This window comes from Clostridium sp. (assembly GCF_022482905.1).
Lineage (GTDB): Bacteria > Bacillota > Clostridia > Clostridiales > Clostridiaceae > Clostridium_B.
The window spans coordinates 3,414,575-3,435,805 of sequence record NZ_JAKVOI010000001.1 but is presented as its reverse complement, the minus strand read 5'-3'; the positions used below and the strand labels follow the sequence as shown (position 1 = coordinate 3,435,805).

The 21,231-nt window shown below is 34.0% G+C and carries 18 protein-coding genes and 2 riboswitches; of the genes, 7 read left to right on the top strand and 11 right to left on the bottom strand.

Going from position 1 to position 21,231, the window contains the following annotated elements; genetic code table 11:
- Positions 1-22: 22 nt before the first annotated feature.
- Positions 23-1,300 carry a GTPase HflX gene (gene hflX, locus LKE46_RS17020; protein WP_291725214.1) on the bottom strand — a complete coding sequence of 426 codons (1,278 nt, stop codon included), beginning with the start codon at positions 1,298-1,300 and terminating at the stop codon, positions 23-25.
- A 405-nt stretch (positions 1,301-1,705) separates the two neighbouring features.
- Positions 1,706-1,787, top strand: a riboswitch (cyclic di-GMP riboswitch).
- Positions 1,788-1,843: 56 nt separating this feature from the next.
- Here hflX and LKE46_RS17015 point away from each other — a divergent pair.
- From LKE46_RS17015 to LKE46_RS17000, 4 genes are read left to right on the top strand one after another with little or no spacing between them, the layout of a single operon-like run.
- Complete coding sequence (locus LKE46_RS17015; RefSeq protein WP_291725211.1) at positions 1,844-2,905, top strand: glycosyltransferase; 1,062 nt, start codon at positions 1,844-1,846, stop codon at positions 2,903-2,905.
- A gap of 21 nt (positions 2,906-2,926) precedes the next feature.
- A complete protein-coding gene (locus LKE46_RS17010; protein ID WP_291725208.1) occupies positions 2,927-4,483 on the top strand; it encodes a hypothetical protein in 1,557 nt (518 codons plus the stop codon).
- A 12-nt stretch (positions 4,484-4,495) separates the two neighbouring features.
- Positions 4,496-6,745, top strand: a complete 2,250-nt coding sequence (locus LKE46_RS17005) for a glycosyltransferase family 2 protein (protein ID WP_291725205.1) — start codon at positions 4,496-4,498, stop codon at positions 6,743-6,745.
- A 13-nt stretch (positions 6,746-6,758) separates the two neighbouring features.
- Positions 6,759-8,906 (top strand): cellulose biosynthesis cyclic di-GMP-binding regulatory protein BcsB, encoded by a 2,148-nt coding sequence (locus LKE46_RS17000; protein ID WP_291725202.1) that lies wholly within the window; start codon positions 6,759-6,761, stop codon positions 8,904-8,906.
- Between the two features lie 49 nt (positions 8,907-8,955).
- Here the strand turns inward: LKE46_RS17000 and LKE46_RS16995 are convergent, their stop codons facing one another.
- A complete protein-coding gene (locus LKE46_RS16995; RefSeq protein WP_291725199.1) occupies positions 8,956-9,567 on the bottom strand; it encodes a ribonuclease H family protein in 612 nt (203 codons plus the stop codon).
- A gap of 124 nt (positions 9,568-9,691) precedes the next feature.
- On the opposite strand from LKE46_RS16995, the gene LKE46_RS16990 reads away from it, so the two are divergent.
- The gene (locus LKE46_RS16990) at positions 9,692-10,858 is read left to right on the top strand and encodes an aminotransferase class I/II-fold pyridoxal phosphate-dependent enzyme (RefSeq protein ID WP_291725196.1); all 1,167 of its coding nucleotides are present in this window, start codon (positions 9,692-9,694) and stop codon (positions 10,856-10,858) included.
- Between the two features lie 59 nt (positions 10,859-10,917).
- Here the strand turns inward: LKE46_RS16990 and LKE46_RS16985 are convergent, their stop codons facing one another.
- On the bottom strand, positions 10,918-12,117 hold the full coding sequence (locus tag LKE46_RS16985) for an FprA family A-type flavoprotein (RefSeq protein WP_291725193.1): 1,200 nt from the start codon (positions 12,115-12,117) through the stop codon (positions 10,918-10,920).
- A 230-nt stretch (positions 12,118-12,347) separates the two neighbouring features.
- On the opposite strand from LKE46_RS16985, the gene LKE46_RS16980 reads away from it, so the two are divergent.
- Positions 12,348-12,899, top strand: a complete 552-nt coding sequence (locus tag LKE46_RS16980; RefSeq protein WP_291725190.1) for a phage holin, LLH family — start codon at positions 12,348-12,350, stop codon at positions 12,897-12,899.
- An 89-nt stretch (positions 12,900-12,988) separates the two neighbouring features.
- On the opposite strand, the gene crcB is transcribed toward LKE46_RS16980, so the two are convergent.
- Together crcB and LKE46_RS16970 are read right to left on the bottom strand one after the other, a co-directional pair.
- Positions 12,989-13,369, bottom strand: a complete 381-nt coding sequence (crcB, locus tag LKE46_RS16975) for a fluoride efflux transporter CrcB (protein WP_434735201.1) — start codon at positions 13,367-13,369, stop codon at positions 12,989-12,991.
- Between the two features lie 25 nt (positions 13,370-13,394).
- Positions 13,395-13,454: riboswitch (Fluoride riboswitch) on the bottom strand.
- A 145-nt stretch (positions 13,455-13,599) separates the two neighbouring features.
- Positions 13,600-13,797 (bottom strand): cold-shock protein, encoded by a 198-nt coding sequence (locus LKE46_RS16970; protein WP_291725184.1) that lies wholly within the window; start codon positions 13,795-13,797, stop codon positions 13,600-13,602.
- Between the two features lie 502 nt (positions 13,798-14,299).
- Here LKE46_RS16970 and LKE46_RS16965 point away from each other — a divergent pair.
- On the top strand, positions 14,300-14,542 hold the full coding sequence (locus tag LKE46_RS16965; RefSeq protein ID WP_291725181.1) for a hypothetical protein: 243 nt from the start codon (positions 14,300-14,302) through the stop codon (positions 14,540-14,542).
- A 117-nt stretch (positions 14,543-14,659) separates the two neighbouring features.
- Here LKE46_RS16965 and LKE46_RS16960 read toward each other — a convergent pair whose 3' ends face one another.
- From LKE46_RS16960 to pfkA, 6 genes are all read right to left on the bottom strand, one after another.
- Positions 14,660-14,932 (bottom strand): hypothetical protein, encoded by a 273-nt coding sequence (locus LKE46_RS16960; RefSeq protein WP_291725178.1) that lies wholly within the window; start codon positions 14,930-14,932, stop codon positions 14,660-14,662.
- Between the two features lie 315 nt (positions 14,933-15,247).
- Positions 15,248-15,607: an SdpI family protein gene (locus LKE46_RS16955; protein ID WP_291725175.1), complete on the bottom strand. Its 360-nt coding sequence runs from the start codon at positions 15,605-15,607 to the stop codon at positions 15,248-15,250.
- A 70-nt stretch (positions 15,608-15,677) separates the two neighbouring features.
- On the bottom strand, positions 15,678-16,433 hold the full coding sequence (locus tag LKE46_RS16950) for a C1 family peptidase (protein WP_291725172.1): 756 nt from the start codon (positions 16,431-16,433) through the stop codon (positions 15,678-15,680).
- 305 nt (positions 16,434-16,738) lie between these two features.
- Entirely contained in the window at positions 16,739-18,118 is a 1,380-nt protein-coding gene (gene rlmD, locus LKE46_RS16945) for a 23S rRNA (uracil(1939)-C(5))-methyltransferase RlmD (RefSeq protein ID WP_291725169.1), read from the bottom strand.
- Between the two features lie 234 nt (positions 18,119-18,352).
- Positions 18,353-20,110 (bottom strand): pyruvate kinase, encoded by a 1,758-nt coding sequence (pyk, locus tag LKE46_RS16940; RefSeq protein ID WP_291725166.1) that lies wholly within the window; start codon positions 20,108-20,110, stop codon positions 18,353-18,355.
- A 45-nt stretch (positions 20,111-20,155) separates the two neighbouring features.
- Positions 20,156-21,112 (bottom strand): 6-phosphofructokinase, encoded by a 957-nt coding sequence (gene pfkA, locus LKE46_RS16935; RefSeq protein WP_291725164.1) that lies wholly within the window; start codon positions 21,110-21,112, stop codon positions 20,156-20,158.
- Between the last annotated feature and the right edge of the window lie 119 nt (positions 21,113-21,231).

Genomic DNA, 21,231 nt, shown 5'->3' with positions numbered 1-21,231 from the left:
CTCCAACTTTTTTTACTGATAATTATACATTATTATTATCAATACCGCATACATATTCTTTATATTTTTTGTAGTCGGATTCTTTACATTCTACAGATACAAGTACGCCATCACTCTTATATCTGGTGGACTTTACATTTGCATTTTCATTTAAGTATGACACCATGCTCCCTTTATCGTATGGAATCATCATGTTACAATTAACATATCCACCGAAAATCTTGCTGCGAATAACATTCAGCATATCCTCTATACCTATTCTCTTCTTTGCCGAAATATATATGCTGTTCTCTCCATTTTCAGGGACATCATCATTCAGCATATCCACCTTGTTATAACAATAGACAACCGGAATATCATCCGCCCCAAGTTCCTTCAAAGTTGTTTTCGTGACATCCATATGTTCAATATAATTGGGATTTGAATAATCGACAACATGAATCAGCATGTCGGCCTCGGATACTTCCTCCAACGTAGAGCGAAATGCTTTTACGAGGTAATGGGGCAATTTACTTATAAATCCCACTGTATCCGTAAGAAGGAATGATTTGTTGTCCGGCAGGTCAATTCTTCTAACAGAAGTCTCCAAAGTTGCAAACAGCATATCTTTTTCAAATACCTGCTTATCATACGAAAAATTGAACAAATCCAGCATGGCGTTCATAACGGTTGATTTCCCTGCATTCGTATATCCTACCAATGCGACCACCGGTATATCCTTTTTTTTACGTCTTTTCCGCTGATTCTGGCGTTGACTTACAAGAGTCTGCAGTTCCTTGTTCAAGCTACTTATTCTGCTCTCTATTTTTCTGTGGTCAAGTTCAAGTTTTGTCTCGCCAGCCCCCCTGTTTTTAAGTCCGGATCTTCCCCCCTGTCGGTCCATTGATTCGCCAGAACCTGCTAACCGAGGAAGCATATACTGTAGTTTAGCTATTTCCACCTGAAGCTGTGCCTCTCGTGTCCTTGCCCTCAGGGCAAAAATATCCAGGATTACGGAAGTTCGGTCTATTATCCTGCAGTCTAGAATATCCTCAAGATTTCGAATTTGTGAGGGTGTGAGTTCATCATTAAAAATAACAGTATCTACATTTTTTTCATCAATTAATTTCAACAATTCATCAATTTTACCCTTGCCAAGATAATGGGATGAGTTTATTTGATTCAACTTCTGGGTGATTCTGCCTGCTACTTCTATGCCGCATGCGTCTGCCAGGTTAGACAGTTCTTCCATGGAATTTTCAAAATTATCCTCTTCCTTAATATTTATACCTGCTATTATCGCCTTTTCTCTTTCTTCCATATATATCCCTCCATTTTATTGAAATAAAAAAACACAGGACTGCTGCCTGTGCCAATAATCGGAAAATATGTTCAGTCTTAAAAATACGCAGAAAATCAACATACTAAACTTCCATGAGCATATTTCTACAACTTTCTATTATAATATAACATCTATCATTATTAATAAGATTTTCTTAAAAATAGGCAGATCAATCCCGATTACTCTACACATAAGCAGAGCCTTTAACCACTATTAAATTAGTTAAATAAGGTAAATCGGAATCTAATACGCATTCTTAAGCAACCCTCCATTCATTTGAAAACAATTATATAATACCATACATATTCAATCTCTGCAACAGATCATCTTTCGCCCTCCTGGAATATATTTTAAGATTTGTAAATATACTATACTATAAAAATAGTTTATGTTGGAAGCTGATCTATATAATTATTTTGGGCACTTTTTATATAGTGAGCTAGTAGTGCAACCGGCCGACTTTTGAAGTCAGGTCGGCTGCTGTTTTTTTCAGCTTTATATGTAATTATGTGGGGTGGTTTCATGGTAAGTATAGTAATACCTACTTTTAATGAAGGAATAAATGTTGTAAAAATTGCAAATAGACTAAAACATGTAATTTATGGCATTTTAGATTACGAGGTTATATTTGTAGATGACAGTACAGATGACACAGTAACCTATATAGAAAAACTAATACATAAATATAAAAATATAAAATATTTACATAGAGAAAACCAGAGAGGACTTGCAACTGCAGTTGTTTCAGGGATAAATATGAGTCTTGGAAAACTTATCGTAGTCATGGATTCAGACATGCAGCATCCTCCAGAAATTATTCCGGGAATGGTAAAATACCTAAAAAATGGCTATGACATTGTAATTCCGAGCAGACACTTGTCAGGTGGAGATGAATATGGGCTTAATATTTTTAGAAAACTTATTTCTCACACTGCCTTATTTATAGGAAAATTCTTTTTAAAAGAACTCAGATGTATAACCGATCCCACAGGAGGATTTTTTGCCTTTAATAAAAATATACTTGATGGTATTTCTCTGGATCCTATTGGATGGAAAATACTTATAGAAATCCTTGTACGTGGAAATTACAAAAATATAAAAGAAATCCCGTACAAATTTGAAAAAAGACAGTATGGAAAATCAAAGATGTCTTTTAAAGAGCAATTCAACTATTTAAGACATATTTTTAGGCTGGTTCTCTCAAGCAGTGATGATAGGAGAATATTTGCTTTTTCACTTGTAGGATTTTCTGGTGTCATTGTAAATATGATAGTATATAATATTTTGATATACTTTGGTCTTTCCGTGACTATTTCGGGAACGCTGTCTGCACTGACTGCCATGATAGGAAATTTTACATTGAACAGAAACATTACATGGAAAGATAAAAAAAGTAAAAAAGTATTTTACGAGGCTTTTAAATTTATATCTGTATCTATAATTGGAATAATTATAGATGTTGCAGTACTGATATTTCTAAATTATAAATTTAAAGTAAACTACAATACTGCAAACTTATCTGGAATTTGTGCTTCTATACTATGGAATTACAATATAAACCGACTGTGGACATGGAGAAAATAATTCAAGGAGATTTTTAAAATTATGGTAAAAAGCTACAACAAAGTTATATTTCCAAAATTATCTTCAAAAGACTCGTTTAGAACATTTTTAATAATATTTATATTAGAGCTTGCAGGTGGTATTTATCTTGGATACTTTAAAGGCATACTTTTGAATGATGCCTTCAGCAGGACTGCAAATACATTTTACGTACTCTACATAAAACCTCTTAGGCTTGCATCTGTAGGATTTGTCTGGAACCCACTCCCGAGTATGCTCCAGCTTCCCTTTGTAGAACTTTCAAAAATCTGGAGGCCTATTGTATCCAGTGGAATATCTGGAAGCATAGTTACCGCTGCGTCTGCTGCATTTAATGCCGTTATGCTTTTCAAAGTATTTACTAGATTCGGGATAGGGAAAAAATATTCACTGCCTATAATACTGCTTTATGTACTGAACCCGTTTATATTCTTTTATGGAATGAATGGAATGAGCGAACAGATATTCTTTGTGTTTGCAATTTATTCAGTTATAAATATGACACTTTGGATGAGCGAAGGGAGTCCTGAATACATTGTAAAAATAGCATTTTCCCTTGCCTTCGCATTTTTTTGCAGGTATGAGGCAATTCCCTTTGCAGCTGGAATTGGCCTTGCTGTTCTCATAAATATATTTTTCAATAAAAATGAAAAGAAATTTATCCCAGCTAGTAAAAAACATGAACGGTACTATTATTCAGAGGGAACTGCAGTTGTCCTGTATGCACCTATAGCATACGGAATTCTCATATGGATATTTTTAAACTGGTCTATTACTGGAAATCCATTTTATTTTTTAAATTCAGTTTATTCAAATACAGTTCAAAGTCAGCTTTCAAAACCTATCGGTTCAACTTTAGGCATAATAAAATATGTGGCTATAAGGTCTCTGCCGTTTATTATACCTTTATTGGGTGTCATTATTGAAAGAATTGCCACGAAAAGATTTTTAAAAAGTGACTTTTTTATGCTTTTTGCAGTTGTTATATCCATGATAGTTTTCCATTTTATGATGCTTGTTAAAGGGAGTTCCTACGGGTGGCTGCGTTTTTTCTCTTATGCACTTCCTATAACAATTTCATTTATTCCATATGAAATGCATGAGGTTAAAAAATTTTTTAGACCTGCTGTCTTCTGGATCTTTATATTTTCACTTATAACTTCCTCTGTATTTGCAGCCAAAGCACTTTCAAGTCCCGTAATCGGAGTAGAAGAACATTATGTACTTGTAAGTAATGAATATGATGAAATTTCAGATTGTATAAACAACAATCTTTCTGATTATAAAGTTATAATGGATTCATTTTTAACTTCTGGAATAATATTGAATGTTAATAATGTCGGAAATCTTATTGTAAGCAGCAGTTTAAATTTTAATAAATATTTAAGAAATCCAGTTAAATACGGTATCCAATATATATTGGTTCCAGATCCTGATTCAAATTTAGGTTCTCTTGACTCTTTTAACAGGGTATATCCTAATTTGTACAAGCACGGTGAAGATTGGTGTATTTTATACAAGGAATTTGATGGATTTAAAATATTTAAAGTTACGGATTGAGGTGTGATTTTAATGGAAAACAATTTAAATAAAATTGGAAACAGACTACTTAAGATGGGATACATAACCAGGGATGAACTTGATATTGCACTTGAATATCAAAAAAAACAAGGAGGCCTAATTGGAGAAGTACTTGTAAAAAAAGGGTTTATAACAGAGAATGAACTTAAAAATTTTGTAAATAACAGTAGATATTCAAGACTTGGAGAAAAACTGCTGGAAAATAACATTATAACCCGGGAAAAGCTTGAAAAAGCTATAAGATACCAGGAGGAAAACGGCGGCAGAATAGGAGATATACTTGTCTATTTAAAATTTATCGGTAAATCCAGACTGGATAATTTTCTTAAAGTGGGAAATAAAAAAAAGAAAATCCCCATAGGTGAAAGGCTTGTTGAAAGCGGTAAAATAACGGAGGATCAGCTTGAAAACGCACTGGAACTTCAGAGGAAAAGCGGTGGAAGACTTGGGGAGATACTTGTATTTTTAAAATATATAACTCCGGAAGATCTGTATAGAGATCTTTCTACACAAAACAGTGTAGGAAGGATCGGGAGAAAACTCAACTTTAAAAATTCCTGGAGAGTTCCCTACGATGTTGCACTAAAATACAATGCCATAATAATAAATGAGAGAGAAAACTCTTATCTTCTTGCAGTAAAAGATATACTGCCAAAATCCGATATTGATAAAATTGAATCTTATTTGAATAAGCCAGTTGAACAAGTGCTTGCAACTATGATGGAAATAGATAATTTCTGGGAACATGTTTACGGTTATACACAAACTGAAAAAAGTGTTTTTGAACTTTATGACAATCAACCGGAAAACTCTGCTATAGTTACATTTTCGAGAAACCAGCAGATCATAATTTTAGTAGTACTACTTCTGCTTCTAGTTATGATAATTTCAAATTACCGAGGGGCATTTTTTCTGATAAATCTATTCTTCCAGCTGATTTATGCAGTTATGACACTCCTTAAACTTTTTATAGTGCTTAAAGGCTCAAACAGAGACGCACAACTTAGATTTACAGAAGAGGAGCTTGATGAAATAGACGAAAAGGAGCTCCCTGTATATACGATACTTATACCTGTGTATAAAGAAAAAGAAGTAATAGGAAAACTTATAAAAAATCTTCGAAAAATGGATTATCCACAATACAAACTCGATGTGTGCATACTACTTGAAAAGGATGACATAGAAACACTCGAGGTATTAAACAATATGGATCTTCCCCTTAATTACAGAATTATAATTGTACCTGACTGCAAACCTAAGACAAAACCTAAGGCCTGCAACTACGGTCTTATAAGGGCAAGAGGGGAATATCTTGTAATCTATGATGCAGAAGACAGGCCTGAGCCTGACCAGCTTAAAAAGGTATATCTCTCCTATAAAAAGCTTCCTAAAGATTTCGCCTGTATACAGGCAAAGCTCAATTATTTCAACAGCAGTCAGAATATACTTACCAAATGGTTTACTCAGGAATACAGCATGTGGTTTGAACTTCTCCTTGTTGGAATAATGCAGCTTAAAACTCCGATACCTCTAGGAGGTACGTCAAACCATTTTAAAGTAAATTTCTTAAGGGAAGTTGGAGCCTGGGACCCGTTTAATGTTACTGAAGATGCAGATCTTGGGGTACGTCTTTTCAAGAAAGGTTATAAAACTGCAGTAGTTGATTCCCGTACCTGGGAAGAAGCAAACTCAAAACTTGGAAACTGGATAAGACAGAGATCCAGATGGATAAAAGGTTATATGCAGACATGGCTCGTTCACATGAGGCACCCAGTCAGCCTTTATAAATCTCTTGGATTTAGGGGATTTGTAGGATATCAGGCAATGGTCCTCGGGACACCGCTTCTTCCTATTGTAAATCCATTTTTCTGGATTATGATGGCATGGTGGTATATGACAAGTGCTGTCTGGATAAGTTCCCTTTTTCCGGGAATATTTTATTATATTGCCTCTATACAATTTTTCTTTGGAAATTTTATGTTTACATATACAAATACGATTGGAATGTACTGGGTCATAAGAGACTGTGCCCTTAAGGAAAAACAGCCTTTCTCCTATGGACTTATAAAATATGCCCTTTTAACCCCACTGTACTGGTTTTTAATGAGTGTTGCTGCCTATAAGGCGTTATTCCAGCTTATAAAAAATCCTTTTTACTGGGAAAAGACAAGCCATGGCCTTGTTTCATCAAGAAAAGACACTACTCTTAACAATAAGCAGAAAGAAAAATTAAATGTTTAGGAGGTATTAAGAAGTGAAAAAAAAATTTATTTTTATAGTATTCGTTGCACTTGCTATAATAGTATTTGAAAAATCGGGTGCAGTGTTAGCCTCAGGTAAAATTTACGATATAAATCTTTTTAACCAAAATCAAAATTTTAATATGCCTAGAAATACTTCTTCCTATTATTTTTATATTCCAAAAAGTGCTTCACTTGATGATAATTGTTACGTAAACATACATTATTCTATCTCGAATACTTTAATTGGCAACCATTCCAGCATGACTTTAAGTGTTAACGGAGCACCTGTAAGCACTAAGTGGCTTATGAAAATAGACAAATCTACAAGTTGGAAGGTTGCCATACCTTTGGCAAGGCTCAATGTAGGCAGTATTAACGAAATAAAAATTGAAACTAACCACAGATCTATACTTGGAGATTGTGCCGATATAGACAACCCTGCAAACTGGGTTATAATATACAAAGACTCAAAAGTACATTTATCTGATAAAAATTATCATTTTCCTGACTTGTCTAATTTTTACAGCTGCTACTTTGACGAATATGGCAATAATAAACTACTTTCTGCTGAGTTTGTATTGCCGGATGTAAATAATACAGATTTAGTTTCAAATGTACTTAAAATAAGTTCTTCCATCGGTGGACTTTATCCTGATAGAAACACTTTAAATTATAGTACAGTGCAGGGAAATATAAATACTAAACTTAATTCAAATTCTATTTTTATTGCACTTTATAGTAGTTTCAATAAAAGCCTAGAAAAATTAAAACCAAATCAGGGATTCTTGTCAATTTACGGTACTTCAGCAAACCAGCCCTACTACAGAACTATTATAAGTGGTAAAGATAATTCTGGAATTGACAAAGCTTCTGATTTCATTTCAAATGACAAAATTATAAAACAAATAAAACAGAATAATCTTGTTGTAAATTCTAATTTAAAGCAAAAATACAACAAATTCTCCCAGAATAAAAAGGGACTTTACAAATTTTCAGACTTCGGTTATTCAGACGTAAATCTTGCAGGCGCTTTTCACCAGAAAACAAGTTTTATATTTTCACAGATTGGTGGAATTAAAGCCCTGCCTGGGTCCTACATAAATTTGAAATTTAAGCACTCAAAAATACTAATTCCGGACAAGTCACTATTGACTGTATATATAGATGGCAAACTTGCAGGAAATTCCAAACTTTCGGACTCAAATTCAGATAATGGCAGCCTTAAGCTCAGAATACCCGACAGTGCTTTGAAAAATTCTATTATAAAAGTCGACATTGACGTCTACAATTACATAGGAAAAGTTGATTGCTCAAAAGATTATTCTGACAGTGCCTGGACTTATATAAATTCGGATTCACAGGTATGTTTTATACCCGGGAAATATGGTATACAACCCTCTCTTGAAAATTTTCCCTATGTAAGTAAGTATGGCGGTCAAAAACCGGATGGAATTCTCATGTCATTTGACAAAAACATAGATTCAGATAAACTAAACACAGCTGTTTTAATTGCAGGCAGGATAGGTCAAAATCTTGGGAAAGTCATGGATTTCAGTGTAACAAAGGAGACTACTAATCTCCCGGATGACTACAAAAATAGAGATATGATTTTTATAGGACGTTTTAAGGATATAAATTTTCCAGATAAGCTTAAAAAAATTCTTCCAATATATCCTGATGCAAGCGGAAATTCAAAGGTAAAGAATGAAATAAATGAAGTCCCTGAGACACTTAAGAACAAAACCGTAGTTCAGGTAGTCAGGTCTCCCTGGAATTTTTATAAAAGTGTTTATGTAGTAATGTATGACAACAAGTCAAATCTCAAGGCATTCAATACACTTTTAAAAGACAGAGGCAAACTTGACAACATAGGCGGACAAGTATCTGTAATTGACAACAAACTAGGTTTTGTCAATAGCTCTGTACCGGAGGAAAAAACTGCAGAAGTCCCTCTTACGTTCGCCTCTGCTGTAGAATATGCTGAGAGCAAAACAGGATTTCCATGGTGGACACTTTTAGCTGCAGTGGTGCTTATAATTTTGTGTATAGTAATGGTTATAAGATTGAGAAAAAAGAGTAACGAGTTTGAAGATGCCGCCAAGAAAGTGAAAGAAGCACATGAGCTTTCTGAAAAAGAAATTACCGACGATAAAAATTAAAATATAATATTTTTCTCCTTTAAATTTTATAAAAATACTACCATGAGATTTACTTAAATATGGCTTTTTTTGCAAGTTTATCTGCCAGATCATTGTATTTATCGCCCGAATGTCCCTTGACTTTTACAAACTCTATCTTTATCTTTTGACTTATACTGTCATAAAAGTCTTTATAAGCCCTGGTTCCCTCTTTTTTTGTCTTCCATTCACCTGTGCACCATTTGGCTATTCCTTCATAGTCATGATAGATAACCAACTTATTTATTTTATTTTCCAGTGCAAATTCCATTGCCCTTTCAGAACCCTTCAACTCCCCTGCAACATTGTGCATTTCCGCCAATTTACTGTCGTTAAATTTATCTGAAAAATGATATTCACTGTCTTTCCAGAATACAACAGCTCCATAGGAAAATTCTTTTGTTTCACTGTTGAAACTTCCATCTACATAGGCGACAGCTTCAGTTTCAGTACATGTATTTTCAACTCTATTTTGACAATCCCGATATGTCCTCCCGTTTAAATAGGATTCCGCTTCCTTTTTGTCGGTAAAGCTTTTATATTCGGCACCAGAATACCCTTTAACATATTTTCTGCATTCATCCCACGTTGTACAAATTCCCGTCTTTCTTCCCTTCCGTACTGCATAAAATTTATTTCCCATGACTTTTTCTCCTAATTCACCTATAAGTTTTAAAATCTGAATACAATAATTATACCATAGAATCTTAAAACTGCTTTTAATGCTATAATATTAATAAAAACAACAATTATGGGGAGGATTAATAATGATTTCTTCTAAAAGAACAGGAAAACTTACTTCAGCTATATTTTCACAGTTGAATCTCAAAAAACAGGAGCTACAATCCCAGGGAAAAGAAATAATCGATTTCAGCATAGGTACTCCTGATATACCACCTGCACCCAATATAATAGAAGCCCTGGCAGAAGAAGCCAAAAAGCCAGAGAATTACGTATATGCTGTAAATGATACGGATGAACTAATAAATTCGGTTAAAAAGTGGTATATGAGAAGATATGGTGTTAATCTTGAAAAAGATGAGATAACATCACTTCTTGGTTCCCAGAGTGGTTTCGCACAGCTGTCTCTTTCACTCATAGATGAAGGCGATATTGTACTTACACCAGATCCAGGATACCCCATATTCAGTGTTGGACCTTATCTCGCAGGTGCAAAAATAGTTAAAATGCCGTTACTGAAAGAAAATAAATACCTTGTAGACTTCGATAAAATAGATAGTGAAACAGCTAAGAAGGCCAAACTTATGGTCATATCCTATCCGAATAATCCAACTGCTGCTTCCGCGCCCCGTTCTTTCTACATAAGGTTAGTTGAGTTTGCAAAAAAATACAATATACTTGTACTTCATGACAATGCATATAGTGAACTCGTATTTGACGGTTCAGAGGGTATCAGTTTTTTATCAATACCAGGTGCAAAAGATATAGGAGTTGAATTCAATTCCCTGTCAAAAACCTACAGTATACCCGGCTGCAGAATAGCTTTTGCCCTTGGAAATCGGGAAGTAATAAAACAGCTAAAAGTACTTAAGTCACATATTGATTACGGCATGTTTCTCCCTTTTCAAAAAGCGGCTGTCGAAGCACTTGAAGGTTCACAGGATTATGTGAAATTTGTGAAGGATACCTATATGAAGAGAAGAAATTTGTTGATAAATGGACTGTGTGAGATTGGCTGGCATATTGACAGCACAGGTGGAAGCATGTTTGTATGGGCTCCTGTTCCCGGCAGGTACACATCATCCATGGAATTTACTTTCGCCCTTATGGAAAGAACAGGTGTAATAGTAGTTCCCGGCATCAGCTTTGGAGAACATGGTGAAGGATTTGTTCGTTTTGCTCTTGTTCAGAACGAAAATAAAATAAGACAAGCTATAGAAAACATAAAATCAAGCAGAATTGCAGATGAGTAAAAAACAGGCTCATGATTTTTACACATGAGCCGTCATATAATTACTTACACTTTCTAGAATTATTTTATTGACTGTATAATACTCTCTGAAAGATCTTCCACTGAACTTATGTCATTTTCCTTCATACTGGATTTCAATGACACACCTTTATCCAGGATGTTCATATCTTTCATTCCACCAAGAAGTTCCCTAATCAATTTACCTGACTGAGGAGCCCATGATCCATTTTCTATAATAGCAAAAGTACGTTTTTGAAGGTTCAATGCCTTCATATCCATAATATAGTTGAGCATTGGTGGATAAATGTTCATATTATATGTTACAGATGCAAGTACTATATGGCTGTATTTGAATGTTTCGGAGATCAAATAGGATACATGTGTTTTTGAAACATCATACATAACTAGATTGTGTATTCCTTTCTCCACCAGCCTTGCCGCCAGATTGGACGCCGCAGCCTCTGTACTTCCATACATTGACCCATAAACTATCATTACACCTTTTTCCTCAGGTTCATAACTGCTCCACTTGTCATACTTTTCAATAAAATATCCCAGGTTATTACGCCATACCGGTCCATGCAGTGGACAAATAGTCTTGATATCCAGTTTACTGGCTTTCTTGAGAAGTGTCTGAACTTGAGGTCCATATTTGCCTACAATATTTGTATAATACCTTCTGGCATCTTCCAGCCAGTCTCTGTCAAAGTCCATCTCATCATTAAACAGTTTGCCGTCCAATGCACCAAAGGTACCAAATGCATCGGCAGAAAACAATACACCACTGGTAGTATCATATGTAACCATAACTTCCGGCCAATGCACCATGGGAGCAGTTACAAATGCAACTTTATGTTTTCCAAAAGACTGCGTATCACCTTCTTTGACTTCAATTACCTTATCATCTACCTTGAAGCCGAACTGCTTCATAATTGTAGATGCTTTTTGTGTGCATATGATTTTTACCTCAGGATAACGAAGAAGAATCTCATTAATGCTGTCTGCATGGTCTGGTTCTACATGGTTGATTACCATATAGTCCAAAGTCCTGCCATGAAGAACTGCTTCCACATTTTCAAGGAATTGGCGACAAACTGCCCAGTCTGCTGTATCAAAAAGTACAGTCTTTTCATCTAAAAGTACATAAGAATTATAGGAAACTCCCCTTGGAATCGGGTGAATATTTTCAAATAGGGCAAGCCTATGATCATTACCTCCAACCCAATAAAGATCTTCTTCTACTTTTCTAACACAATACATATGTTCAATCCTCCTTAAATTATATTTGTTACACAAGAGCAAATCCATTAGGACTTGCCTAAATCTGCTAAAATACATATTTATATTATACATAATTTTTGCGATAAATTACACCCAGCCTCTTTTCCCGCCATACTTCTTTTATTTCTGGAACAAGATCGCAGTCTGAAAAATATTATATTATATATTAAGTCAATAACTCAGACAAAAAACATGGAGGTAAATAAAAAATGGTTAATATAAATGATATTATAGCAATAGGCGGCATTCTAGTAGGCGTAATTGGTGCAATTTTTGGACTGGTACCTTATCTGAAAAATAAGAAAATCAATACGGAAGAAATACTCAATACCACAGGTGATGTACTTCAGGCGGCAGAACCACTTATCCAGGCGGCAAAGGCCATTCCAGCTTTAAAATCCGCAGCAACACTTGTAGACTGGATTGAAAAAAAGGCAGCAGCAGGGGTAAAAGCAGCTGAACAACTCTATCACGCAGGAAGTTTAACTAACAATGAAGAGAAATTCAAAGCCGCACAGCAAACCGTATATGATGCACTTAAAGAAATAGGCATAGCCCCAACGGATAATCAAAAAAAGCTAATTGATGATTTTATCCAGGAAGCAGTCAATGACCTTGGACATTCTACTCCTGCAGAAGCAGAAAAGAATGCACAGGTTGCAAAAATACAGCAGGAGCTTGCAGCAGCTCAGGCGGAAAATACACAGTTGAAGCAAGCTATTTACAGCATACAAGGTTATGCTGGCAAAACAGTTCAGTAAAAACAATATATTGCAAATACCCGGCTACTATAAAAATGCCGTATTATTCAAGGGAATAATACGGCGTTTTTATACCACATTACTTGTTGTCAAATTATATTTGCCAGATACTTGCCTGCTATAACTCCAAAAAGGCTTAAAAACAAATTTAGAGAAATATTCAGAATTCCCAGTAGATATTTGCTCCCACTGAGAAAAGCTATAGTTTCATAACTAAAAGTAGAAAATGTGGTAAGTCCTCCCATCATCCCAGTTGTAAGAAACAATCTTAAATTTGGAGAAATCAAATCAGTTGTTATGCTTAACTGCATTATAAAACCTATTAAAATTCCTCCAACTACATTCACAATTAATGTTCCATATGGTAGTGGTCCTCCAAATAATTTAGGTGAATTTATCGATATAACATATCTTAGACATGAACCAATAAGTCCACCAATTCCAACATACAGTAATCTCTGCACTTTCATTCCCCCCTAAAATAGTAATTTTTATTTTAATACAGGAGTCATCAGCATACTGCAGTTAAAGGTGAACCCCATCACCTAAAATAGCTTGGAAGCCAAGCTATAATGAATTTATTATACACTATACTATTTAATTTTCAAAGAAAAATTTATGACATTATCTTATCAATAGTACAATAATTTTAAAAAATTCCTTAGACAGAAAACTATCTAAGGAATAAAATATTCACTGATTAAAGAACTGTTATATTTTCTGCTTGTGGTCCCTTTTGTCCCTTACCTTCATCATAAGAAACTTTTTGACCTTCATCAAGTGTCTTATAACCATCTGAATTTATTTGTGAAAAATGTGCAAAAATATCTTCTCCATTTTCTCCTGTAATAAATCCAAATCCTTTTTCTCCATTAAACCATTTAACTGTACCTGTCATTATAATAAGTACCTCCTAAAATTTTATTTCTTAAACTATTTGTAACAAACCTATCAAATAAAATTTCATAACATACATATTATAAGCATAAGTACCCATTGAAACATATTTTCATTTAAATTAATCACCAATCATTTAAGCTATGAATTTATGTTAACACATATTAACGTATAAAGCAAACTTATTTTATCTGAGAAGGATATATTTAGTTAAAATATACAACTCTAACCAATTGTCTGGCTGCCATTACAGATTCATGTAAGTTTAATTATTCCAGAAAATAAATGAGTTTCTTTTTAACTAAATTAATACTACTATTACCATTAATTTAATAATGATATAACTCTTAAATACTGTTAGAATATATACAAGCCTAAATTCCCCAAAATATAATTAAGGAGCTGATAAGCATAAGTTATTAGTTGTACTTTAAAACTCATTTCAATGACATTAATATAAAAATGAGCTAAAAACAAAATAACAAAATTTAGGAGGATTTAAAATGTTAAAAATAAAACATAAATTACTTTCATCTATGATAATCGCAGCACCGTTATTCTTAAATACAGGTATAGCTGCAACAGTTCATGCAAGCACTATAAACAATAAAACTTGTGCAGCTTATAATACAGCCTGTAAATCAATAAAATCAAATAATTGTGTAACTACTAATGGCGCAAATTACAATTGCTCAAAACTTATCCAATCTCTTTGCAATGGATCAGTATATAATTGTAAAAAATAATTAAAATTCATGTAAAATTAACTCCAGCTTGAAATTAAGCTGGAGTTATATATTTTATACATCATTTGTTTTGTATGTAAAAAGAGTCCTTGTACCAGGGTTATTTTTACATACAAATTAATCTGTGCTCTTATGTTTTTCTTTCCCCTGTTGTTTCAAATACCATCTTGATGTATTAATTTTCTGATTCGGATTACCAGCAAATTGCTCAAAACTTTTTATCACCTTATCCTCTTCTTGAAGTTCACATAAAGCATCATAAATTAGGGAAGCGTCATCTATTTTTAAAAGGAATTTTAAAGTAGCCATTTGGCATTCGCTCAACCCACTTATATAATTATGTTTTTCTAATATGTCTAATATTTCTTGCTTTAAATCTTCTTTATCCATATACATTATTTCCTCCTCAATCTTTATATCTATTAAACTTCTATAAATAATAACAATATCCTGCTAAAATAAAAATTTGGCAACAAGTACCAGTCTTTTTGATACTCTAACCTGCTTAATAAGCTTTAATTTTCAATTGCTTGCGTGCAAATATTATATGGATAAAAAAAAGTAAGCATCCGAAGCGCTATCATAAAATGCTTACTATACATATAGGGATTATTGCGGCAAACTTTTACTATTTGCAATTTTATTTTATCTTTATTCTGTTAAAATCATATTAATACTTAGTTAAATAGAATACATCCAATAAAACTATTCAATTATTTTTTTGCATGTGTACGGTATAGAAATTATAAGCAAAATAACAGATATTTTTGCTGGTGTGCTGCTATTAACTTCACCCAGTGCAATGAAAAATGTAGTTATCAATAAAGATATTATTCCGACACACACAAGAACCATGCCAGCAAATTTATTAGCTTCATTCCATGTATTAATATTTTTCATTGCAAATGGTGTTCTATAACCTAAAGAATGATTTATATGCTTAGGCGGATATACCTTACATACACCTCCGACAATAATCATAATTATTCCACTTAAATAATTTAAATATAACATTAATACATCTCCTAATTTATAAAATTCATCTTTATACTTTAATTTTACCATATTTTCCCTTGAAGTAAAAATAAAAGAGCTCCGGATCTCTCCAAAGCTCTTAATTTATTTTAAATTAAAACTACTTTCCAGTCCACATATCTGTAACATAATTATTAGGGTCAGTGAAATATTCATAAGGAAGGTAAAAATATCCTTTGTCTCCCCAATCTTCTCCCCAAGAATTACGCATAATAACTTGATTTTTATTATCATTATATCCAACTGCTAATATCGCATGTCCACCTAACAATTGTTCTTTAGATATATCTGGTATTGGAACTATTCCAGTATTTGCAACATCATCTGATTCAAAGCTTGAATATACTTTTATCCCTGTTACTACTGGTAATTTTTCAGCTAGAGCTATTTTTAAGGTATCTAAATTTTTTACTCGTTTATATTCTTCAATTGTATATGATACACCATTTAATACAGCCCTTGGGGTTGGCTCATCTGTGAATTTGCTAGTACCATAAGGATAGTCGGTTTCAAAAGATGCTCCAAGTTGTTTAAGAACTTTCATCCCATCTCTAATATAAGCCCCGCTATCTTCATTTACAGTATCTTCTATAAACCTTTCCCACCAATATAAATATAAACGGCTTAGTTGTTTATATGGTTCATTTGATATATTTTCGAGATACTCTCGCAGTCCTGAAACAATGGCATTAGCCGTACAACTTCCCAGCTCTCCTTGATCTACTATTGGCGACATATATTTTCTGAGATCTACTGTTTTGGGAAGACTTGAAATTTGTTTTATAGTAGAAGCATAATAAATTTTGTCCCTCATATCTTGCTTATCAGGTTTTAATTTATAACTTCTTTTTACCATTTTATACTCCTCTGTTTTTATATTAATGAACTAATAATGTTCATCAATTTACATAATATGAAACAACCTGGATCTTTGGCACCATCATTCTAACATTAAAACTAGGAATAGTGAGCCATATTTAATTTTTATTTTGCATAACTAAAGTTTATACTAAAAGTATAAGGAAAATGTTGTTAATAATTTTAAAGGTCAGATTATATATTCTGTACAAGATTTTAAATCCAAGTCGACTTTTTATGGAGTTAAATCTATAAATGATATAAAGGAACACATTACTCCGCTACTCTTCGTAATGCGGGCTTTCAGCTAAGTTCAGATGCCACTAGCTTCACAACACACTCCACAGGTGCAGTTTGACAAAACATATCAACAGTCTGAACTTCCACTGTCCTGTATCCAAGTTCCTCCATAATCCCAAGATCTCTTGCAAGCGTTCCAGGATCGCAGGAAACATATACTATTTTCCCGGGACACATCTTTGCAATTGAAGCGAGAAGAGTTCTGTCACATCCCTTTCTTGGTGGATCAACTACAACTACATCCGCCTTTATACCACTGTCTACCAGATCAGGTATAACTGCTTCTGATTTTCCAACTATGAATTCCACATTGTCCACTTTATTGTCCAATGCATTCTTTTTTGCATTCTCTATGGCCTGCTCAACCACCTCTACTCCATAAACCTTTTTTGCCCTGCAGGATAAGAACAGTGATATGGTTCCCGTTCCACAGTATGCATCGAATACAGTTTCATTTCCTTTTAGTTCTGCATATTCCAGCACTTTATTGTAGAGAGCCTCCGTCTGGACAGGATTTACCTGAAAAAAAGCAAGCGGTGATATACTGAACCTGAAATTTCCGATATAGTCATTTATAGTATCACTGCCCCAAAGAGTTATATTTTCCTTACCCAATACCACATTAGTTTTGGAACTATTTATATTTTGAATTATGCTCTTCAATCCATTTATATTCTGACACATCGACTTTATCAATTCATCTTTATGTAGTATATCTGCAGATGAAGTTACAATTATAATCATCACTTCACCAGTTGAAAAAGCCTTTCTAATGACTATATGCCTTATACCTTCTTTTTTAGCCGATTCATCATAACATGATACGTTATATGACGCTAACCATTGCCTAAAAAGTTCAGCTACTTTGTCTGCAGTCTCATTTTGTATATAGCAGCAGTCCATATTTATAATATCATGAGTTCTTCTGACATAGAATCCGATATTTATTTCTCCTCTACTTCTTTCTACAGGCAGTTGCACCTTATTCCTATATCTGTATGGTACCTTCATGCCTATGGTGTCATGTATTTTTACATCCGTCAGATCAAGTTTTCCTATTCTCTCAAGAGAATCTTCAACTCTCTTTTTCTTGAATTTCAACTGTCCTTCATAAGAAATATGCTGGAGCTGGCATCCCCCGCATCTTTTATATATGCTGCAGACAGGCTCCCTCCTGTATTTAGATGACTCAATTATTTCAAGTACCTTTCCAAAAGCAAAATTACTCTTCACCTTCACTACTTTTATTCTTACCTTTTCACCGGTCAAAGCACCCTCTACAAATATGGTAAATCCATTTATTCTGCCTACTCCACTCCCATCGTATCCCATATTATCTATATTTATAATATATTCCTTATTCTTTTCCACCAAATTTTTCAATAGTTAACACCTACCCAATCTATAAATTATCCAAAAAAATAGCACCTATTGTGAAGGTGCAGAAATATAGAATCAGTTGCCTTTTTTTCTTATTAAATAATTCTATCCATATATTATTTAATTATACATTAATTTCATATAATATTTCAAGGAACATTTGTTAAATTTAAGTTAACAAAATAAACAAGAGACAATTTTAACGTCAATTAAAATCATCTCTTAATAAGTTCAAGACTACATAATATTCGTTCTGCCGTTATAGACAATCCCTCTTGTGGCATCCATGGTTATAAATGCACCGGTTTTTAGTACGCCAGTAGCACCACCTGCCCTGCATATAATAGGAATTTCATTGGTTATACATTCAATTGCCATATGTGAGGTAAGTCCTCCATCTTCAGCTATGACTCCTGCAACTCTGTCAAGCACAGATATATAATCCTTGCTTAAATTTTTAACTACCAGTATGTCATCCTTCTCCACAACTTCTTCTGCCTGTTTTGGACTATTGACTATTCTTACAGTTCCATATCCAGGTCTGCTTCCAGCGCCTGTACCTCTAACCAATATATCACCTACTACATGAACTTTCAGCATATTTGTAGTACCTGAATAGCTTACAGGTATGCCGGCAGCTATTACTACCAGATCACCTTTTTTTACATAGCCTGTATTCAAGGATATCTGTACGGAACTTTCTATCAACTCATCTGTAGAGTCAAATTTCTTTGAAAGTATGGGAAATACTCCCCAATTTAAAGCCAGACTTCTTGCAACACCTTCATTTGGAGTTACCGCAATAACCGGGCAAGATGATCTGTATTTAGAAACCATTCTAGCAGTATGACCGCTTTGGGTAGCAGTAATTATGGCAGTTGCCTTTAACTCGGAAGCAGTTGCACATGCTGCATAACTGATAGCATTTGCAACATTTTGTATATGAGCTTCTTTCTTTTTTTCAAGTAATTCTTCATAATTGATTTTTTCCTCTGCAGACTGTGCTATTCTTGCCATGGTCTGAGCTGCTTCTACAGGGTACTTTCCATTTGCAGACTCTCCACTGAGCATTATTGCATCCGTTCCATCAAATATAGCATTTGCTATATCAGATGCTTCTGCTCTTGTTGGTCTTGGATTTCTTATCATTGAATCAAGCATCTGTGTAGCTGTTATAACAGGTTTGCCTGCCTTGTTGCATTTTGCAATTATAGTTTTCTGAATCAGTGGAACTTTTTCTATTGGGATTTCAACTCCCATATCTCCTCTTGCCACCATTATTCCATCAGAAAATTTTATTATTTCATCTATATTGTCTACACCTTCCTGGCTCTCCACTTTGGAAAATATCTGTATGTCCTTTCCACCGTTGGATTCAAGAATCTTTCTTATAGTCAAAACATCTGAAGCCTTTCTTATAAAAGATGCCGATATAATATCCACTCCAACTTCGCATCCAAATTTCAAGTCTTCTTCATCTTTTTTAGTAGTAGCTGGAAGATTGATAGCAACACCCGGTACATTAACTCCTTTATGATTGCTGACTACACCGCTGTTCTTGACTATGCAGTTAATTTTGTTTCCATCTACACTTTCTACTTCCATACCTACTAATCCATCATCTATAAGTATGCTGTCACCTTTTTTTACATCTTTACAAAGCCCATCATAGGTTATATAACATTTTGTATTGTCACCTACAATTTCTTCGCCGCAATATACTGTGAATTTCTGTCCTTCTTCTAATTCAATCTTATCCTTATTAAAATCTCCGGTTCTTATTTCAGGTCCTTTTGTATCCAATATAATTGCTATAGACTTATTATACTTTTTTCTAAGCTTTTTTATCATATTTATTCTTTCTCTGTGTTCCTCATGGTTTCCATGAGAAAAGTTATGTCTTGAAGCACTCATACCAGCTTCAATAAGTTTTGACACTACTTCTTCCGTATCGCTAGCAGGTCCTATTGTAAAAATCATCTTAGTCTTTTGCATAATTACTCTCCTTAAACAATAATTTTTATTAATATCAGAAAACTATTATGATAATGCATTGGCTATTTCAAACAATTTGTCATCAAATTGTTTGGTTTGTTCTAAAGCTTCATCAATATCAAAATCTACTATTTTTCCTCCTCTAATTCCCACAACTCTTGATGACTTGCCTTCTTCCAACAGTTCTACAGCTCTAAAAGCAAACCTTGAAGCTAAAATTCTATCCTGACATGTCGGGCTTCCACCTCTTTGAATATGTCCAAGCTTTGTAGCCCTTGTCTCTATTCCTGTTATTTCTTCAACATGCTTTGCAAGTTCTTCTGCCCCGCCAATTCCTTCTGCAAGTACTATTAAATTATGCATCTTACCATTCATTTTCCCTTCAAGTATGGTTCTGCAAAGTTTATCCTGCTCATATCCTTTTTCAGGAATAATTATATTTTCAGCTCCTCCTGCCAGTCCACAATAAAGGGCAATATCTCCACAGTTTCTTCCCATGACTTCAACTATACTTACCCTTTCATGTGATGTGGAAGTATCTCTTAACTTATTTATGGCATCAAGTACAGTATTTGTAGCAGTATCAAAACCTATACTATAATCCGTATAAGCCAGATCATTATCTATAGTTCCAGGTATTCCTATAGTATCTATGCCGAGTTTTGATAACAGCTGGGCTCCTCTAAAAGAACCATCTCCTCCAATTACAACCAATCCATCTATACCAAAAGTTTTAAGTATATTGGCTCCTCTTTTTCTTCCTTCTTCCGTTTTAAATTCTTCACAGCGTGCAGTTCTTAAAATTGTTCCGCCTCTTTGAATTATATCTGCCACACTCTTCCTGTCCATTGGTATTATTTCACCGCTTATCAGTCCGCTATATCCTCTAAGTATACCCATCACATTAAATTTTTTATCTAATCCTGCTCTTACAACTGCCCTTATAGCGGCATTCATACCAGGAGCATCTCCACCACTTGTTAATACAGCTATTGTTCTCATACATTTATACCTCCCATGACCACAGGGACATTTTTGTCCCACACGTATTATAATAATCACGCTCATTTTCAATCATCTTATAAAATTTATTATAACATAAATTATACTACATTATAAGG

Coding starts and splice junctions, on each gene's coding strand:
- hflX (WP_291725214.1), bottom strand. CDS start 1,300: ATGGAAGAAAGAGAAAAGGCGATAATAGCAGGTATAAATATTAAGGAA.
- LKE46_RS17015 (WP_291725211.1), top strand. CDS start 1,844: ATGGTAAGTATAGTAATACCTACTTTTAATGAAGGAATAAATGTTGTA.
- LKE46_RS17010 (WP_291725208.1), top strand. CDS start 2,927: ATGGTAAAAAGCTACAACAAAGTTATATTTCCAAAATTATCTTCAAAA.
- LKE46_RS17005 (WP_291725205.1), top strand. CDS start 4,496: ATGGAAAACAATTTAAATAAAATTGGAAACAGACTACTTAAGATGGGA.
- LKE46_RS16995 (WP_291725199.1), bottom strand. CDS start 9,567: ATGGGAAATAAATTTTATGCAGTACGGAAGGGAAGAAAGACGGGAATT.
- LKE46_RS16990 (WP_291725196.1), top strand. CDS start 9,692: ATGATTTCTTCTAAAAGAACAGGAAAACTTACTTCAGCTATATTTTCA.
- LKE46_RS16985 (WP_291725193.1), bottom strand. CDS start 12,117: ATGTATTGTGTTAGAAAAGTAGAAGAAGATCTTTATTGGGTTGGAGGT.
- LKE46_RS16980 (WP_291725190.1), top strand. CDS start 12,348: ATGGTTAATATAAATGATATTATAGCAATAGGCGGCATTCTAGTAGGC.
- crcB (WP_434735201.1), bottom strand. CDS start 13,369: ATGAAAGTGCAGAGATTACTGTATGTTGGAATTGGTGGACTTATTGGT.
- LKE46_RS16970 (WP_291725184.1), bottom strand. CDS start 13,797: ATGACAGGTACAGTTAAATGGTTTAATGGAGAAAAAGGATTTGGATTT.
- LKE46_RS16965 (WP_291725181.1), top strand. CDS start 14,300: ATGTTAAAAATAAAACATAAATTACTTTCATCTATGATAATCGCAGCA.
- LKE46_RS16960 (WP_291725178.1), bottom strand. CDS start 14,932: ATGGATAAAGAAGATTTAAAGCAAGAAATATTAGACATATTAGAAAAA.
- LKE46_RS16955 (WP_291725175.1), bottom strand. CDS start 15,607: ATGGTAAAATTAAAGTATAAAGATGAATTTTATAAATTAGGAGATGTA.
- LKE46_RS16950 (WP_291725172.1), bottom strand. CDS start 16,433: ATGGTAAAAAGAAGTTATAAATTAAAACCTGATAAGCAAGATATGAGG.
- pyk (WP_291725166.1), bottom strand. CDS start 20,110: ATGCAAAAGACTAAGATGATTTTTACAATAGGACCTGCTAGCGATACG.
- pfkA (WP_291725164.1), bottom strand. CDS start 21,112: ATGAGAACAATAGCTGTATTAACAAGTGGTGGAGATGCTCCTGGTATG.